This is a genomic window from Microbacterium sp. W1-4-2 (genome assembly GCF_058349885.2).
Genome location: NZ_JBYRJC020000002.1, coordinates 434,490 through 452,171 on the forward strand (window position 1 = coordinate 434,490; position 17,682 = coordinate 452,171).

The 17,682-nt window shown below is 70.9% G+C and carries 13 protein-coding genes; 6 read left to right on the forward strand and 7 right to left on the reverse strand.

The window, feature by feature from the left end; genetic code table 11:
• Positions 1-4: 4 nt before the first annotated feature.
• The 5 genes from AC3RX0_RS09885 to AC3RX0_RS09905 all read right to left on the reverse strand — a co-directional run bounded on the left by AC3RX0_RS09885 (position 5) and on the right by AC3RX0_RS09905 (position 7,361).
• Entirely contained in the window at positions 5-1,333 is a 1,329-nt protein-coding gene (locus tag AC3RX0_RS09885; protein WP_491505810.1) for an MFS transporter, read from the reverse strand.
• A 64-nt stretch (positions 1,334-1,397) separates the two neighbouring features.
• Positions 1,398-2,258: an NAD(P)-dependent oxidoreductase gene (locus AC3RX0_RS09890; RefSeq protein WP_491505811.1), complete on the reverse strand. Its 861-nt coding sequence runs from the start codon at positions 2,256-2,258 to the stop codon at positions 1,398-1,400.
• A 140-nt stretch (positions 2,259-2,398) separates the two neighbouring features.
• The gene (locus AC3RX0_RS09895) at positions 2,399-3,103 is read right to left on the reverse strand and encodes a FadR/GntR family transcriptional regulator (RefSeq protein ID WP_491505812.1); all 705 of its coding nucleotides are present in this window, start codon (positions 3,101-3,103) and stop codon (positions 2,399-2,401) included.
• Positions 3,104-3,195: 92 nt separating this feature from the next.
• Complete coding sequence (locus AC3RX0_RS09900) at positions 3,196-3,945, reverse strand: TSUP family transporter (RefSeq protein ID WP_491505813.1); 750 nt, start codon at positions 3,943-3,945, stop codon at positions 3,196-3,198.
• A 185-nt stretch (positions 3,946-4,130) separates the two neighbouring features.
• Positions 4,131-7,361, reverse strand: a complete 3,231-nt coding sequence (locus tag AC3RX0_RS09905) for an ExeM/NucH family extracellular endonuclease (RefSeq protein WP_491505814.1) — start codon at positions 7,359-7,361, stop codon at positions 4,131-4,133.
• A 222-nt stretch (positions 7,362-7,583) separates the two neighbouring features.
• Here AC3RX0_RS09905 and AC3RX0_RS09910 point away from each other — a divergent pair, with 222 nt between their 5' ends.
• A complete protein-coding gene (locus tag AC3RX0_RS09910; RefSeq protein ID WP_491505815.1) occupies positions 7,584-9,110 on the forward strand; it encodes a S53 family peptidase in 1,527 nt (508 codons plus the stop codon).
• Between the two features lie 102 nt (positions 9,111-9,212).
• Here AC3RX0_RS09910 and AC3RX0_RS09915 read toward each other — a convergent pair whose 3' ends face one another.
• Positions 9,213-10,103, reverse strand: a complete 891-nt coding sequence (locus tag AC3RX0_RS09915; RefSeq protein WP_491505816.1) for an Lrp/AsnC family transcriptional regulator — start codon at positions 10,101-10,103, stop codon at positions 9,213-9,215.
• Between the two features lie 223 nt (positions 10,104-10,326).
• On the opposite strand from AC3RX0_RS09915, the gene AC3RX0_RS09920 reads away from it, so the two are divergent.
• From AC3RX0_RS09920 to speB, 4 genes are all read left to right on the forward strand, one after another.
• Positions 10,327-11,649 (forward strand): MFS transporter, encoded by a 1,323-nt coding sequence (locus AC3RX0_RS09920; RefSeq protein ID WP_491505817.1) that lies wholly within the window; start codon positions 10,327-10,329, stop codon positions 11,647-11,649.
• A 61-nt stretch (positions 11,650-11,710) separates the two neighbouring features.
• Positions 11,711-13,390 carry an amidohydrolase gene (locus AC3RX0_RS09925; RefSeq protein WP_491505818.1) on the forward strand — a complete coding sequence of 560 codons (1,680 nt, stop codon included), beginning with the start codon at positions 11,711-11,713 and terminating at the stop codon, positions 13,388-13,390.
• 13 nt (positions 13,391-13,403) lie between these two features.
• Entirely contained in the window at positions 13,404-15,002 is a 1,599-nt protein-coding gene (locus AC3RX0_RS09930) for a thiamine pyrophosphate-binding protein (RefSeq protein ID WP_491506337.1), read from the forward strand.
• A 61-nt stretch (positions 15,003-15,063) separates the two neighbouring features.
• Positions 15,064-16,017 carry an agmatinase gene (gene speB, locus AC3RX0_RS09935; protein ID WP_491505819.1) on the forward strand — a complete coding sequence of 318 codons (954 nt, stop codon included), beginning with the start codon at positions 15,064-15,066 and terminating at the stop codon, positions 16,015-16,017.
• 185 nt (positions 16,018-16,202) lie between these two features.
• Here the strand turns inward: speB and AC3RX0_RS09940 are convergent, their stop codons facing one another.
• A complete protein-coding gene (locus AC3RX0_RS09940; protein WP_491505820.1) occupies positions 16,203-16,715 on the reverse strand; it encodes a carboxymuconolactone decarboxylase family protein in 513 nt (170 codons plus the stop codon).
• 79 nt (positions 16,716-16,794) lie between these two features.
• On the opposite strand from AC3RX0_RS09940, the gene AC3RX0_RS09945 reads away from it, so the two are divergent.
• Positions 16,795-17,661 (forward strand): sigma-70 family RNA polymerase sigma factor, encoded by an 867-nt coding sequence (locus AC3RX0_RS09945; protein ID WP_491505821.1) that lies wholly within the window; start codon positions 16,795-16,797, stop codon positions 17,659-17,661.
• Positions 17,662-17,682 lie beyond the last annotated feature (21 nt).

Sequence of the window (17,682 nt, forward strand, 5' to 3'; positions counted from 1 at the left end):
CTCCTCACTCGGCGGCGGCCGCGACCGATGCCGCGGACGGTGCGCCGGTCAGCTCGCCGGTCTTGACCGGCGCGGTCTCGCGGGTGAACACGGCGGTTACCGTCGAGATCACGCCGAGCAGGCCGAACAGGACGGCGGGTCCGGTCCAGCCGACCCACCCGTACAGCGCGGTCGCGAGGAACGGCAGCAGACCTGCGACGATCGACGCGCCGTTGTAGCCGAGCGAGATGCCCGACGAGCGCACGTCGGCGGGGAACTGCTCCGAGAACCAGCTGGCCTCGACCGCGAAGATCGGGTCGTGGCTGAACAGCAGGCCGAGGGCGACCGCGACGACGACCATGACGACCACGCCGGTGTTGATGAGCAGGAACATCGGGAATGCGAACAGGATCGTGAAGATCGATCCGACGAGGAAGACGTTGCGCCGGCCGATGCGGTCGGACCATGCCCCGTACAGCAGGTGGGAGCCGAGGCCGAGGGCCGAGCCGACGATCGTGCCCAGCAGCACGTACTCCTTGTCGATGATCTGCGCGAGCACGACGTAGCTGATGACGAAGCTCGTGGTGATGTAGTAGCCGCCGGTCTCGGCCATCCGCAGGCCGATGATGCGCAGGATGACGCGCCAGTCGCTCTTGATGACCTCGATCGCGGGGCGCTTGTGGATGCGGCCTTCGGCCTTCACCTTCTCGAACGCGGGCGATTCGGTGATGCCCAGCCGGATCCACAGGCCGATCACGACCATGACGGCCGACAGCAGGAACGGCACGCGCCACACCCAGTCGCCCTCGAACAGCACCGACGACAGCAGGAACACGCCGTTGCCGAGCAGCAGACCCGCGGGGATGCCGATCTGGGTGACCGAGCCGAAGAAGCCGCGGCGGCGGGCCGGGGCGTGTTCGACCGCCATGAGCACCGCGCCGCCCCACTCGGCGCCGTAGCCGACGCCCTGCACGGCACGCAGCAGGATGAGCAGGATCGGTGCGGTCACGCCGACGGCCGCGTACGTGGGCAGCACGCCGATCAGCACGGTCGCGATGCCCATCAGCGAGAGGGCCGCGATGAGGATGAACTTGCGGCCGAGCCGGTCGCCGTAGTGGCCGGCGAGGTATCCGCCGAACGGGCGGAACAGGAAGCCGACGGCGAGGGTCGCAAACGATGCGAGCACGCCGATGAACTCGTTCTCGGCGTGGAAGAACGTCGAGCCGAAGTAGGCGGCGGCCGCGGTGCCGTAGATGAAGAAGTCGTAGCTCTCGACGGCGGTGCCGATCATCGAGGCGATCGACACCTTGACCGGATTGTCGCGGGCGAAGGTCTTGTCGGTTGCGGTGGTCACGGTGTTCCTCCTTGAACAGTGGGGTTCGGGGTTTTCGGGGGCTGGGTTTCGGTACGGTTCGGGGTCAGGCGTAGGTCTCGATGACGCGGGAGTCATCGCGGGCGCCCAGGCCCGCCGCCGCGGCGGCGAGGTAGCGGTCGCGGGCGGCGTCGAGCACCGGGGTGTCGGCGCCGACGGCGCGGGCAGCGTCGGCGACGAGGCCCGAGTCCTTGACGAAGATGTCGATCCGGCTGGTGACCTCGGCGTCGCTGCCCTGCAGCATGCGCGGGCCGCGATCCGACAGCATCCAGGATCCGGCGGCGCCCGATTCGAGCAGCGGCAGCACCTGGGCGGGGTCGAGTCCGAGTCCGGCGGCGAGCGACAGCGCCTCGGCGGCTGCGACGATGTGGACGGCGCACAGGTGCTGGTTGACGACTTTGATCGACTGCCCCTGGCCGAGACGGTCGCCGACGACCCGGACGCTGCCGAGGTGCTCGAGCACGGGGATGACCGCCGCGAGGTCGGCGTCGGCGCCCGAGGCGAAGATCGTGAGCTCGCCGGTGCGGGCGCGGGCGACGCCACCGGTGACGGGCGCGTCGACGACGCGGGCTCCGGCGGCCTCGAGCTTCGCCGCTGCTGCGGTCACGGCATCCGGCCCCACGGTGCTCATGACAACCCACGTGGCCGCGGTGGCCGCGCTGTTCGCGAGCGCGTCGTCGACGAGCGCCGCGAGCTGATCGGGAGTGGCGACCATGACGATGACGAGATCGGGGTCGCCGGTGAGGGATGCCGCAGCCCCGAGCCCTGCGGCACGTGCGCGTTCCTGGGCGGCGGGGAAGGGGTCGACGCCGGTCACCGCGAAGCCGGCCGCGTGCAGCTGCACGGCCATCGGAAGGCCGATCGCGCCCACGCCGACGAAGGCGATCTCAGGCTGAGCTGTGGGCATGGTGACCTCCATCGGTACCGGGCAACGGGGATGTGATTGGTAGAACCAATCGGACGAAGCGATGCTACGCCTTGCGTTCCGCCGATGTCAAGAATTGGTTCGACCAATGCTCTCGAGCCGGCGGAACGGGCAGCGAGCAGTCAGTGGACGGTAGGGATGCCGAGCGAGAGCCAGTTCTCGAAGTGCTCGTGCATCGCGCGGCGAGCGCGGTCGGGATCGCGGGCGGCGAGTGCGTCGACCACGGCGTAGTGCACGCTGTCGGTGCGGCGCACGCCGTCCTCGTCGAGCGGCTCGACGGCGACCGCCTCCATCCGGCGCACCCGGATCGCCTCGCGCAGCACGTGGCTGAGCCCCTCGTGCAGAAGGCCCAGCACCGGGTTGTCGATCATGCCCTGCAGGCGCCGGTGGAACGCGACATCCGCCTCGAACGCGGCGTCATGGTCGTCGCGGCGCGTGGCCTCGATCATGCGGTCGACGTCGTCGCGCAGCGCCGCGATCTCGTCGTCGGAGGCCTGCAGCGCGGCCGCCTCGGCGATCGTCTCTTCGAGCATGACGCGCGACTCGGCGAACTGTGCGTCGGTGAGGTAGCCGAACTCGCGCGCGATCGTGAAGTAGCCGCGCACGAACTCGTCGGACGGCGCGTCCAGGTACGTGCCACGGCCCTGCGTGCGGTGCAAGAACCCGAGGTTCTCGAGGATCGAGAGCTGCTCGCGCAGCGCTCCGCGGCTCATGCCGAGCTTCTCGCCGAGCTCGCGCTCGGGCGGCAGCCGCCGGGCGTTCGTGCCCTCTTCGGGGGTCGCGAGCGCGACGAGCTGCGAGACGAGGGTCTCGAGCGATGCGACCACGGCTGCCTCCGATTGGCTAGACCATTTCATGGTAGCGAGGCCATGTGCACGGATGTCAGTCGAGAGGTCGACTTTCCACAGCCTGCATCCGGTCAGGCGCCGGCGAGCTGGGCGATCGCCTGCACGACGGCGAGCACGCCGCTCAGCAGCAGCATCCCGAGCACGACCCAGCGGAACGCGCTCTGGCGGAGCCGGCGGAAGGTGCGGTCGCCCGCCCACCACCCCGCCCACAGTGCGGGGATCGCCGAGACCGCCAATGCGGCCGTGGTCAGGTCGAGCCGGGCGACGAGGACGAACCCGCCGATCGCCAGGAAGTCCTGGATCACGAAGGCCGCCTGCAGCGATGCACGGAACTGCGTCGGGCGCATGCCGCGGGACTGGAACACGGCCACCACGGGCGGCCCGTTCATGCCGGTCGAGCTCAGCAGCACGCCGCTGAGCAGCCCGGCCCCGCCGACCATGCCCAGGCCGGTCAGGTGCCACTCGGTGCGCCGGGCGAGCAGCCACGTCGCACTGATGACGACGAACCCGATGATCAGGGTCAGCCAGCGCGGATCCAGCAGTACAAGCACGGTGAGGCCGATCGGGATGCCGAGCACGGCCGCCCCCGACAGGGTCAGCACGGGTCGCCATTGCACCTGTCTGCGCTCGGCGATCGTGCTGCCGATCGTGAGCAGGAAGCCCAGGACCGTCGCCACCACGACCGACGACTGCGCACCCAGTACCGGAATCATCAACGGGATGCCGAGCATCGAGAACCCGAACCCCGACACCGCCTGCGCATAGGCCGACATGGCGGCGATGATCCAGACCGCCGCGCCCGACAGGAGCACGTCGGTCACCGCCTCTGACCTGCACGGATGCTGCGCACCGCCGTCCTCTCCGCCTGTTCGCTCGGCGCCGGTCTGTCGCCGTCAGGTCCTGCCCCATTCTTCCGGGCGCGAAGGGCCTGGACCAATCCATCCGGGGAGGCGTTGAACCAGGACGCGCGCAGAGCGCCCGAGTCACCAGCCGAGGCAGAGGGGACTCAGCCGATCTGCTTCCAGGGGCCGTTCTTCTGGCCGGGCGCCTGATTGCGGGTGTAGTGCTGCGCCTCGTACTTCACGCCCTGGTAGAGCACGATGTCGCCGGCGTGGAACACCCGTGAGGCGGTCCAGATCGCGGTGCCGTCCGGGGCGGTCGCCATCTCCTGCCACGGCCCGGTGGGGTCGCCCGGCTCCTGGTTGCGCGTGTAGTACAGGGCCTCGTAGATCTTGTCCTGGTACGTCACGCTGTCGCCCGCGTCGAACACGCGCGACGGTGTCCACACCGCGGTGCCGTCGGGAGTCTCGAGCATCTGCTCCCAGGGCCCGGTGGCCGAGCCGGGCTTGTCGCCCTTCGTGCGCCAGAGCGCCTGCCAGGTCGAGCCGCCGTAGTAGACCTCGTCGCCCGCGCGGTAGGTGCTCGAGGCGTTCCAGCCCGCCGGCGACGGCAGCGTCGTCCCCACGACCTCGGGGTTGTGGTCGGATGCCGCGAACGGGTCGTCGCCGGTGAACAGCTGCCGCACGTTGTAGTTGTACCGGCTGTAGTTGTAGGCGATGGACTCCTGTGCGTTGATCTGCCAGACGTCCGCGCCGGTGACCATGGCGAGGGCGGCCGGGTTGGCCAGCACGTGGTCGAGCGAGCCCGACAGGCCGTTGTACGAGTACGACCCCTGGCCCGGCGCGAACCGGCTGCCGAGATCGGTGTAGCCGTCGGCGTACAGCGCCAGCATCGGGTCCTCGTGCGTGTAGGCGTTGAAGTCGCCGAGCAGGAAGATCCTGTCGGTTCCGGCGGCCGCAGCCGTCGTCTCGGCGAACGCCGCCATGTCCTTGGCCTCGTGCACGCGCGTGCAGTTGAAGGCGCCCTGGTCTTCGGCGGGGTCGGTGTTCTCGTTGTCGCCGCCGTTCAGGCAGTCGTCGAACAGGCTCGTGCCGGATCCCTTGGACTTGAAGTGGTTGGCCACCACGAGGAACGCGTACTTCGCCGGAGTGCCGACCTTCGTGAAGGCCTGCGCGAGCGGCTCACGGGCGATGGAGAACGACTGTCCCTTGCCGGACTTGTCGGTCAGGACGTGGGAGGCGCCCACCGGCGAGACGAGCGCCGGCTTGTAGATGAACGCCGTGCGGATCACGTCCTGCTCCGCGAGCGTCGGCAGGGCCGCGGCATCCGGCGACGGCACGTACGCCCACACCGACGAGCCGGCGGCAGTGTTCAGCGCCTTCACGAGACCGGCGAGCGCGCTGTCGCGGTCCTGACCGAACTTCACCGAGTTCTCGACCTCTTCCAGCGAGACGATGCCGGCGTCCAGCCGGTTGATGCCGGTGACGATCTTCGCCTGCTGGCGCAGGAAGCTCTCGGTGGTCGCCGCACCGCGCGGGCCGTCGCCGCCCGGGCCGGAGCACCGGTTGTCGGTGATGTGGTTGCCGGCACGGTCGTCGTACCAGGTGCAGGTGCCGAACCCCTCGGCGACGTACTGCTCACCGGTCATCGCGAAATAGTTCTCGACGTTGAAGGTCGCCAGGCGCACATCACCGCCGACAGCGGCGGGATGCTGGTTGTCGGCACGCGTGTCTGCGAACGTCGCGACGTCCGTGCCCGCATCGGTCACCTGGTGGCGGGGCTGGAAGTTCCACGCGCCGAAGCGGTACTCGAGGATGACCGGAGCGGCGAACGTGACGGCGGCGCCGATGCGCGGATGGTTGTCGTTCGTCAGCCACGGCAGCGGATCGCCGGTGTGCGAGCTGAACACGGCGTAGTTCCAGCTCGAGCCGTCGTCGAGGGTGATCGTGCGCGTGGCATTGTCGGCGACGGCGGCCTTCGCCGCATCGCTGCCGGCGGCGCCGACGTCGGTCGGCTGCGCGAGCGGGGTGGTGCCGGCGGCGAGCAGGAAGGAGCCGTAGTAGTTGGTGTCGTAGTTGTCGGTCACGGTGAAGTCGCCCGGCGGGGCGATCAGCTCACCCTCGTGGGCTTCACGGTCTGCGTCGCTGGTGAGCTGAGCCCACGGGATCGTACCGGCGGTCACGGCGGGCAGGGGCGTGTCGAGCTTGGTCACGGTGGGCGATGTGATCTCGGTCATGCCCTGGTACTCCTGCACCTGGCCGGTGACGGTGACGCTCTCGCCGATGCTGACCCGCGCGGCGGACTGCGATCCGAAAACGAAGACGGCGTCCGAGGCGCCGGGTGTCTTGTCCTGGCTCGGGATGCCGCCGGTTCCGCCGGTCTGGAGGTAGAAGCCGTTGAACCCGCCGGTGGGATAGGCGGCGGTCACGACACCGGTCGTGATGACGTTCTGGCCCTCGTACGGCGAGGTGTCGGTGTTCGCGCCCTGGATCTCGGCGATGCTCAGCGTGCGCGCGGGACCGGCGATGTCGAACGAGAACGTCGCCGACGCCGAGGCGCCGGTGCCGTCGGTCGCGGTCACGGTGACCCGGAAGGCGCCGGCCGTCGTCGGGGTGCCGCTGATGACGGCATCCTGCAGCGACAGGCCGTCGGGCAGTCCGGTCACGGTCCACGTGTAAGCGCCGTCGCCGCCGGACGCCTGCAGCGTGATCGGTGCGATCGCCGTGCCGACGGTGCCGCTGTGGGTGCCCGGGTTCGTGACGGAGACAGTCGCGGCGCCCCCGCCGGAGTTCTGCGGTGTCGGCACGCCGGTCGTGAAGTCTGCCGCGTTGTCGTCGGTGTCGGCCCCGTTCGTGCGCGCGTCGGAGGTCGTGTTGGAGGGCGCGGGGGCGGGACCTGTGCCCTCGTAGCTGCTGGCGGTACTGCCGAAACCGACGAAGTCGATCACGCCGGCGGCCGTGGCGCAGGAGGCGCCGCAGCCCAGCGCCGTCGTGCTCGACACCAGGGCGACTTTGCCGGCCGTGCCCGACATCGGGATGGATCCGGTGGCGTCGGGGGCCGGTAGCGGCGTCGTGCCGCCGCTGCCCTTCGCCTCTTCGACCAGGTAGTACCCGCCGGCGGGGATGCTGCCGGTCAGGTCGGTCTTGTTCGTCCACGTCGTGCCCGCCGCCGACGCGTACTGCACGCTCCAGCCGTCGAGGCTGATGGCTGCACCGGTCGGGTTGTACAGCTCGACGAAGTCGTTCGTGTACGTCGCGCCCGAATTGCCCCCGCCGCCGTAGACCTCGTTGATGACGACGCTCGTGCCGCCGGTGTCGGCGACGGCGGGGGCGGCGAGCGCGGTGACGGTCGCCGTCACGGTGGCCAGGCACACGGCGGCGGTGGCGAATCGGTTCATTCCGGACACTTCCTCGTGGGGGATCTTCGCAGCGGCGCATACCGTCCGCGGCCAAAAGCCCGCGGCATGGGGTCGCCGCGGCGTATGGTTCCTCACCCTGCCATGCGCGTCCGACACGCGCCACTGTTTTCTGGGTCGCGTCCACGGAAGTACATCGGATGTTCATGGTCGGCGCCGAGCCGCTCCCGCGCCGAGGACTCCGAACGGGAGGACGATGAAGGTATGGCGGATGAAGAAGAAGGCACACGACTGGCGGGCAGCGCACGCCCCGCCGGAGCCGGCGCTCGTCTTCTCGGGCCGATCCCCGACGACGAGCAGGTCGAGGCGACGCTCGTGCTGCGGCGACGCGCCGAGCCCGATGTCGCAGCGGGCGGTCCGCCCCTCGATGCCGAGCAGGTGGCGGAGCGCTACGGCGCCGAGCCGGACGACGTCCAGGCCGTACGGGACGCGCTGGTTGCGGCATCCATCGGCATCGTCGACGTGGATGCCGCGACCCGCCGCATCCGGATCACCGCACCCGCCGCGACGATGAATTCCTTTCTCGGCATACGTCTGCAGCGCTGCGACGAGGGGGCGGTGTCGTACCGTCACTTCGACGACGATCTCATGGTGCCGCCCGCCCTGACCGGGATCGTCACGGCCGTGCTGGGCCTCGACGACCGGCCGCAGGCCCGCGCACACAGCCGTCGGTACGACGCGGCGCCGGTCAGCTATACACCGCCGCAGGTGGGCGAGACGTACAGCTTTCCGTCCGGCACCGACGGCACGGGGCAGCGGCTGGCGATCATCGAGCTGGGCGGCGGGTACGCGACCGCCGACCTGAGCACCTACTTCTCGGGACTCGGCGTGCCACTGCCGACGGTGTCAGCGGTGGGTGTCGACGGGGCGACGAACGCGCCCGGGCAGGATCCCGACAGCGACGGCGAGGTCATGCTCGACATCGAGGTCGCCGGCTCTCTGGCGCCGGCCGCCGACATCGTCGTGTACTTCGCGCCGAACACCGATGCGGGGTTCCTCGACGCGATCGCCGAGGCGTCGAAGACGACGCCCGCTCCCACCGCGATGAGCATCAGCTGGGGGCAGAGCGAGGATCAGTGGACCCCGCAGGCGCGCACCGCGATGGACCAGGCGATAGCCGACGCCGTGCTGCGCGGCACGACGGTGACCGCCTCGGCCGGCGACAGCGGCAGCAGCGACGGCTCTTCGGACGGGGCGCCCCACGTCGACTTTCCGGCATCCAGCCCGCACGCCCTGGGCTGCGGCGGTACGAGCCTGCCGTCGGCGTCGGACGAGACCGTGTGGAACGACGGGGCGAGCGGCGGCGCGACCGGCGGCGGCGTCAGCGATGCGTTCGGCCTGCCGTCATGGCAGGCCTCGGCCGGCGTGCCGAGCCGCGCGACCTCGGGCGGAGGACCCGGGCGCGGCGTGCCCGATGTGGCAGCAGACGCCGACCCGCAGACCGGCTACAGGGTGCGGGTCGATGGGCAGGACGCGGTGTACGGCGGCACGAGCGCGGTCGCCCCGCTGTGGGCGGCGCTCGTGTGCCGGCTCGCTCAGGGCACGGGCGCGCCGCTCGGGCTGCTGCAGTCTCGGATCTATGCGGGGGTCGGCGCCGGGGCGGTGGCTGCTGGGTTTCGCGACATCACGTCGGGTTCGAACGGCGCCTATTCCGCCGACGCGGGGTGGGATGCCTGTACCGGCCTGGGCGTTCCCGTGGGCACCGCCCTGCTCGCCGCCCTGAAGGCTTGACCCGCGCCGCCCGTCGCGGCATCCCTCGGTCGCCCCCGACTCTTCCGCGGACCCCGACTCCTCCGCGGACCCCGTCTCCTCCGCGAGGGGCTCGCGGCAGGTTCAGGGCGCCGGGCTCCGGAAGTTGCGGGCGTAGTCCTCTTTCAGCACGCGCAGGTGGAACCACGACTCGGTGCGGGTCACGCCCGGGAGGGCGCGCAGACGCTCCAGGTCCGCGAACAGATCGCCGGCGCTCGGCTCAACCAGGGTCGCGACGATGTCGAACCGGCCGACTGTGCGGGCGGCGAAGTCGACGCACGGCCACGAGGCGAGGGCTTCGACGGCCGCGGCATCCTGCCCCAGAGTCAGTCCGACCCCCAGCGAGAGCTGGCGATACGCGAGCCCCCGCGCCTCGACGGCGCTGATGCTGATCACCCCGGCGTCGGCCAGTCGCTGCACCCGGGTCGCGACGGCCGACGGCGAGAGCCGCACCACCTCGCCGAGCGCCCGATAGCTGCGGCGGCCGTCGCGCTGCAGCTCCTCGATGAGTGCCCAGTCGGTGTCGTCGAGTGCGACCTCACCGCGGAAGTGCGACACGAAGAAGCCCTTGATCACGGACTCGTAGATGAGCGTGTTCGCTTCGGCGACGCCCGGAATGTCGCGGATCTGCGAAATCAGGTCGCGCAGGCTCTGCATCGACCCGACGCGCACCTCGGCGATCAGGTCATGCACCCCGCCGATGGCCGAGACCAGCACGGTCTCTTCGAGCCCCTGGAGCCGGGCGGCGATCACCTCGACCGGACCGTCTGCGCGGATCGACACATGCGCGAGCACGTGCTGCCCGAGAAAGCCGGGATCGACAGCGGCGACCACGCGCACCGTGCCGTCGCGAAGCAGGGCGTTCAGCCGCGCCGACACGGCCGCCCGCGGTCTTCCGAGAGCCGCGGACAGGTCCTGGATGCTCGCCCGCCCGTCGACCTGCAGAGCTCGGACCAGCTCGGTGTCGAAGTCCATTCCGCCTCCTCGGCGATTTCCCGCAACTGCGCGACACGAGGAGCATAACAGGCGTTGAATGAGCAATCGGCCGAACACTGAGTCCGCTAATGCGAGGCATCCCATTCAGATCGACGGTCGAGAAGGATGCAGGACGGGATTCTGACGTTGAGCACAGCGGCGTACGGGGCTAGCATCCAACGCAACCAGCCATCCCCCCAGGCCCACCCGCAAAGGAGCGGTCATGAACTCCACCCACACACGCGCTCGTCGAGCCGGCATCGCCGCGTTCGTCGGCACGACCATCGAGTGGTACGACTTCTACGTCTACGCCACCGCGGCCGCCCTCGTGCTCGGCCCGCTGTTCTTCCCGAGCAGCGATCCCGTCGCCGAGACCGCCTCGGCGTTCGCCACGTTCGCCGTGGCCTTCATCGTCCGACCTTTCGGCGGCATCCTGTTCGGCCACATCGGCGACAAGCTCGGCCGCCGCGTCTCGCTCGTGATCACCCTGCTGGCGATGGGAACGGCGACGGTACTCGTCGGCGTCCTGCCCACCTACGACAACATCGGCGTCTGGGCCCCGATCCTGCTGGTCACCCTGCGCGCCGTGCAGGGCCTGGCCGTCGGCGGCGAGTGGGGCGGCGCGGCGCTCATGAGCGTCGAGAGCGCTCCGGCCAAGCACAAGACGTTCTACGGCGGCTTCACACAGCTGGGCAACCCGGCCGGTGCCCTGCTGGCATCGGGCATCTTCGCCCTGATGGCCCGCTTCGGCGACGGCTTCATCATGAACGGCGGCTGGCGCATCCCCTTCCTGCTGTCGATCGTGCTGATCGGCGTCGGCATCTGGGTGCGCTACCGCGTCGAAGAGACCGAGGTGTTCGAGAAGAAGGTCGAAGGCCGCAAGCAGACCATGCCGCTCGCGTACGCGCTGCGGGTGAACTGGAAGCCGATCCTCCTCGGCATCGGTCTGCTCCCGATCTCGACCGGCGGCTACTACCTGGCGACGACGTTCGCCACGGCGTACGCGGTCGGCGAGCCGATCAAGATCGACGAGGGCGTGATCCTGGATGCCATGACCATCGCGTCGTTCGTCGAGTTCCTCGTGACGCTGCCCATCGCATGGCTGGGCGACAAGTGGGGTCGCAAGACCGTCATGTACCTGGGCCTTGTGACCTCGGTGGTCGTGTTCGCGCCGTTCCTGCTGGTGATGCCCGGACGGATCGAGCCGCTGATCTTCCTGCTCGCCTCGCTGATCCGCGTGACGATGAGCGCCACCTACGCGCCGCTGGCGACGATCCTGTCGCAGATGTTCCGCCCGCAGGCCCGCTACACGTCGCTCGCCCTCACCTATGGCGTCGGTGCTGCGATCTGGGCCGGGTTCTCACCCTGGTTCGCCACACAGCTGGTCGCCTGGACCGGCAGCGTCTGGTCGGTGATCACGATGTTCACCGCGATGGCGATCCTCGCCGCGATCTGCACGAAGTTCGCGCCCCAGCACTCCGACGAGGCCCCGGTGACCGACTCGTTCGTCCCGCGCACCGACACCACGACCGCGCGAACGCTCTGAGCCGCGCCGCCCCCGTCCGCCGAGAACCGAACCCGCCAGAACCCGACCGAGAAAGAGCACGATGCGCAAGCTCACCCCGTTCGACACGCCCGCCCAGACGGTCCCGCGCCTGATCACGGCCCGGCTCGTCCGCACCGTGGACGCCGCCGACGCCACGGCGACCGCGATGCTCACAGGCGGGGGACGGATCCTCGCGGTCGGCTCCCTCGACGAGTGCCGGGCCGAGGCATCCCGTCGCGGCCTCGAGGCCGAGCACGTCGACCTCGGCGACGCGATCGTGGTGCCGGGCTTCGTCGATGCGCACGCCCATCCGCTGATGTACGGGCAGATGATGACGTGGGTCGACTGCGGCCCCGGGAAGGCCGGGTCGATCCCCGAGATCATCGCGCTGCTCAAGGCCGCCGCCGCACGGCTGCCCGAGGGCCGGCCCGTGCGCGGGTACGGGTACGAGCAGCGCAACCTCGCCGAGAAGCGCCACCCGACGCGGTTCGAGCTGGACGAAGTGGCCACCGGTCGCGAGGTGTACCTGATGAACGCGTCGGGGCATGGCGGGGTCGTCAACTCGTACACGCTCGCGGCGAACGGCGTGGACCGCGATACCCCCAACCCCGCCGGCGGCGAGTTCTTCCGCGATGAGAACGGCGAGTTGACCGGCGAGCTGTCGGATGCCGCGTGCAACATCCTCACCGGGGTGCACGGGGTGAAGGTCGGCCACCACGGCCCGAACTTCCACCTCGCCGACGAGCCCGAAGAGCACCTTCGGCAGTTGGATGCCGCGACCCGCCGCTTTCTCGCCGGTGGCGTCACGGCACTCGGCGACGCGCAGGTGTCACGGCGCGAGTTCGACATGTACCTGCGGCTGGCGGCACAGAACGGCCTGCCGCTGCGGGTGTCGATGTACCTGCTGTCGCACCTGCTCGACGAGGCGCTCGAGATGGGGCTGGTCGGCCAGTTCGGCAACGCGTATCTCAGCTTCGCGGGCATCAAGCTGTACGCCGACGGCACGCTCGGCGGGTGGACGGCGTACTTCCCCGACGGCTACGTCGGCGACCCCTGCCGCACCGGGCAGCTCTATCACGAGCCCGCCGAGTACACCGCGCTCGTCCGCAGGGCGCATGCGGCAGGCCTGCAGACCGCGACCCACGCCCAGTCGCCCACCGCGATCGAGATGGTCGTCTCGGCGATCGAGCAGGCGCTCGCCGACCGGCCCGACGCCGATGCGCGTCACCGCATCGAGCACTGCGGACTGCCGACCCCCGACCAGATCGCCCGGATGGCGGCATCCGGCATCCGTCCCGTCAACCAGACGCAGCACTACTACAACTGGGGCGAGGGCGTCGAAGAGGCCATCGGCACGCCCGGCGAGCGCTTCAACCCGCTCGGCGAGTTCGAGGCCGCGGGCGTGCCGATGACGCTGTCGTCCGACGCACCGGTCGCCGAGCCCATCCCGCTCGAGGCGATCCAGACCGCGGTCACCCGCGTGACCCGGCGCGGGCACCGACTCGGCCCCGACGACCTGCGCATCTCGGCGGCCGCGGCGCTGCGCGCGCACACGTACGAGGGCGCCGTCTCGCTCGGCCGCGAAGACGACCTGGGCTCGCTCGAGGTCGGAAAGTGCGCCGACTTCGCCGTGCTCTCGGACGACCCGCTGGTCGTGCCCGGCGACGAGATCGCGGCGATCCGCGTGCTGCAGACCTGGGTCGGCGGCGAGCGCCGCCACGCGGCCGAGCAGGCGGCATGATCGGGGCATGACGATGGACGACGACCGCTACGCCGACACGGCGGGCAACGCGGTGCTGCAGACGCTGCGCGCGTACGGCATCACGACGGTCTTCGGCATCCCCGGCACGCACAACCTCGAGCTGTACCGGCCGCTCGCGCGCCACGGCATCCATGCGGTGACGACCCGGCACGAGCAGGGCGCGGGCTACGCGGCCGACGGCTGGGCGCAGCAGACCGGACTGCCGGGCGTCGTGATCACGACGTCCGGGCCGGGCCTGCAGAACGCCATGAGCGCCGTGGGCACCGCGTACTGCGAGTCGCGCCCCCTGATCGTGCTCTCGCCCGGGCCGGCTCTGGGCGACGAGTTCGCCGACCGCGGCACGCTGCACGAGACGAAGGATGCCTCGGCCATGGCCGGTGCGGTCGCCGAGTGGTCCCGGCGCGTGGCGTCGGCGGCCGAGGCGGTCCAGGCCGTGCACGATGCGTTCGCGCTGTTCCGCACCGGCCGGCCGCGGCCCGTGCACATCGAGATCCCGCTCGACGTGCTCGAGGCGCCGGCCGATGTCGCGGCATCCGACCGCGAGGCGCGGCCTGCGCCCGCGCCGTGCGCGGGAGAACCGGATGCCGTGGCCCGCGCCGCCGCGCTCATCGCGGGCGCTCGGCGCCCGGTGATCATCGCCGGCGGGGGTGCGACCAGAGCGACTGCTGTCATGACCGCCCTCGCCGAGCGACTCGGCGCGCCCGTGCTGACCACGCTGAACGGCAAGGGCAGCGTGGACGAGCATCACCCGCTCTCGCTCGGTGCGAACCTGCGGCTGCCGGCCGCACGCGCGGTGGCCGAGGCATCCGATGTCCTCATCGTGCTGGGATCGAAGCTCGGCGAGGCAGAACTGTGGGCACCCGCGCTGCAGCCCGCCGGCGCCGTGGTGCGCGTGGACATCGCGGCGACGCAGCTGCAGAAGAACCTCGCCGCCGACGTGGCGGTGCAGGGGGATGTCGCAGCCGTCGTCGACGGGCTGCTCTCGGTGCTCGCCGTGGAGCGTTCAGCGTCGCCCGACCTCGGCGCCGTGCGCCGTGAGATCGACGCGCAGATCGTCGATGCGCTGCCGTCGACCGCCCGACTCGGGACGCAGATCGTCGATGCGCTGCCCGACGACGCGATCGTCGCGGGCGACTCGTCGCAGATCGTGTACATGGCCGTCGCGAACCAGTTGCGGCAGGCGCGTCCGCACTCCATGCTCTACACACCGACGTACGCGACGCTCGGGTACGGGCTTCCCGCCGCGATCGGGGCGCGCGTGGCCGATCCGACCCGGCCCGTGGTGACGGTGATCGGCGACGGCGCACTGATGTTCTGCGTCAACGAGCTCGTGACCGCCGTCGAGCAGCGGCTGGATCTGACCGTCGTGTGCGTCGACAACGGCGGCTATGCCGAGATCAAGCAGAACGAGCAGGATCGCGGCATCCCTCCCATCGGCGTCGACCTCGTCCAGCCCGACTGGGCGGCGCTGGCCACGGCCTTCGGCGCCACCGGCACCGGCGTCGCACCCGGCGCCGACATCGGCTCGGCGATCCGTTCCGCCATCGCGGCCGGCGGGGTGCAGCTCGTCCATATCCGCCAGGCGGCATGACCGCCATGACGCCACCCGTCGGGCCGCGGCCGCGCCGCCGCCTGTGAGAGGAGAGATCACCATGAGTGAACCCATCGGCCCCGTCGACGCATCCATCAGCCCGCGATACTCCGGCATCGCCACGTTCGCGCGCCTGCCGCGCATCGAGGACGTGCCGCGCGCCGACATCGCGGTGGTGGGCGTGCCGTTCGACAGCGGCGTGAGCTACCGCTCGGGCGCGCGATTCGGTCCCTCGCACGTGCGCGAGTCGTCGCGGCTGCTGCGGCCGTACAACCCCGCACAGGACGTGTCGCCGTTCGCGCTCGCGCAGATCGTCGACGCCGGCGACATCCCGGTCAATCCGTTCGACATCACCGCGGCCGTCGACGAGGTCACCCGCGCCGTCGACGCGCTGCACGAGAACGTGCGGCGGGTCATCACGATCGGCGGCGACCACACGATCGCGCTGCCCCTGCTGCGCTCGGCCGCGAAGCGCCACGGTCCGGTCGCGGTGCTGCACTTCGATGCCCACCTCGACACGTGGGACACCTATTTCGGCGCGCCCGTGACGCACGGAACGCCGTTCCGTCGCGCGTCGGAGGAAGGGCTGATCGACCTGACGGCCAGCTGCCACGTGGGAACGCGCGGACCGCTGTATTCGAAGCAGGACCTGGAGGACGACTCCCGACTGGGCTTCGCGATCGTCTCGAGCGAGTACATCGAAGAGCACGGCATCGCCGACGCGATCGAGCGCATGCGGGCGCGACTGGCGGGCAAGCCCGTGTACGTGTCGATCGACATCGACGTGCTCGACCCGGCGCACGCCCCTGGAACGGGCACGCCGGAGGCGGGTGGGATGACGAGCCGCGAGCTGCTGCGCATGCTGCGCGCACTCGGCGACGCCGACATCGTGGGCGCCGACATCGTCGAGGTCGCGCCCGCCTACGACCACGCGCAGCTGACCGGCATCGCCGCAAGCCACGTCATGTACGAGCTGATGAGCCTGCTCGCCGCCCAGGTCGGCCGCGAGGGCTGAGCCGGGTCGCCCCGGGCCTCGGCGGGTCCGTTTCACCGCGAAGGTACAGCTGGTGGGCGAGGGTGTGGATGGTTCCCTGCCCTTCGCCCGCCAGTTGTACCCTCGCGGTCCAGGCGGTCGCGGTCGCGGTCGCGGCGACGGGCCGGTCGTGAACGCCGGGGGCGGGGCGAGTCGCGGTGCGAGCCCTACCGTTGCCCGGCGGGCTGGCGGATGGCGGCGTTGATGCGGTTCCACACGTTGATCGCGCCGATCTGGAACAGCAGCGCCGAGACCTGGCGGCGATCGAACAGCGCGGTGACCTCGGCCCACAGCTCGTCCGAGACGGGGTCGTGGTGGTCGGCCAGGCGCGTCAGCACCTCGGTGAGCTCGAGCGCCGCGCGCTCGCGCGCCGTGAAGGAGGGGGCGTCGCGCCAGGCCGCGACCGCGTTCACCTTCTCGGCCGACGCGCCGGCGGCGGCCAGTTCGCGGGCGTGATCGACCGTGCACCAGCTGCACCCGTTGATCTGGCTCGCCCGCAGGCTCACCAGCTGCCGCACCGACGCGGGCAGGCCGGCCGTGTCGACGACGCGACTCACTCCGGCGAGGGCGTCGGCGCCGCCCTCGAGCACGAACGCAGGGTGCGGCATCCGCGCCCGCATCGTGACGAGGGCATCGGTCTCGGCGGCGGTCTTCGCGGCGGTGTCGATGGTGTCTGTCATGATGTTCTCCTCATGGGATGTCACACCGCGCCGATGCGCGGGGTCATCACAGTGACCCGGCAGACCGAGGGAATGTGACATGACCGATCAGGATCTTCTCGCCCAGCGCTTCGAAGCGCACCGCCCGCGCCTCACGCGCATCGCCCAGCGGATGCTCGGCTCGGCGTCCGAGGCCGACGACGCCGTGCAGGAGACCTGGCTGCGCATCTCGCGCGCCGGCGACGACGACGTCGACAATTTCGGGGGATGGCTGACCACCGTCGCTTCGCGGGTGTGCCTGAACGTGCTGCGCGCCCGCGCGACGCGCGGCGAGACAGAGCTCGACGAGCGCCTGCCCGATCCGCTCGTCGAGCCGGTGGCGCCGGCAACGGATCCGGATGCCGCGGCGGAGTTGTCGGATGCCGTGGGCGCGGCTCTGCTGCTCGTGCTCGACCGGCTCAGCCCGTCCGAGCGGGTCGCGTTCGTGCTGCACGACGCGTTCGACGTGCCGTTCGAGCAGATCGCCGAGCTGCTGGAGCGTTCGCCCGACGCGACGCGTCAGCTCGCGAGCCGCGCCCGACGGCGGGTGCGGGCGGGCGGCGGTGACCCCGACACCGATCCCCGCCGGCAGCGACCGATCGTGGACGCGTTCTTCGCCGCCGCGCGCGCCGGGGACTTCGACCGTCTGGTGGCGGTGCTGGCGCCGGATGCCGTGCTGCGGGCGGACGCGGGCGCGTCGGCGACGAGCATCGTGCGGGGCGGCGCGGCGATCGCGGGACGCGCGCTCATGTTCGCCACCCCGGGCGCGGCGCTGCGGCCGGTGCTGGTCGACGGCCGCCCGGGCGTGGTCGTCACGGTCGCGGGCCGGGCGCGGTCGGTGATGGCGTTCCACGTGCACGATGGACGGGTCGTCGGCATCGACGCGTGGGCGGGGCGGCGGGTGGCGCGGCTGCGACTGCCGGCCTGACGCGCGGCGTTTCCCGACGCG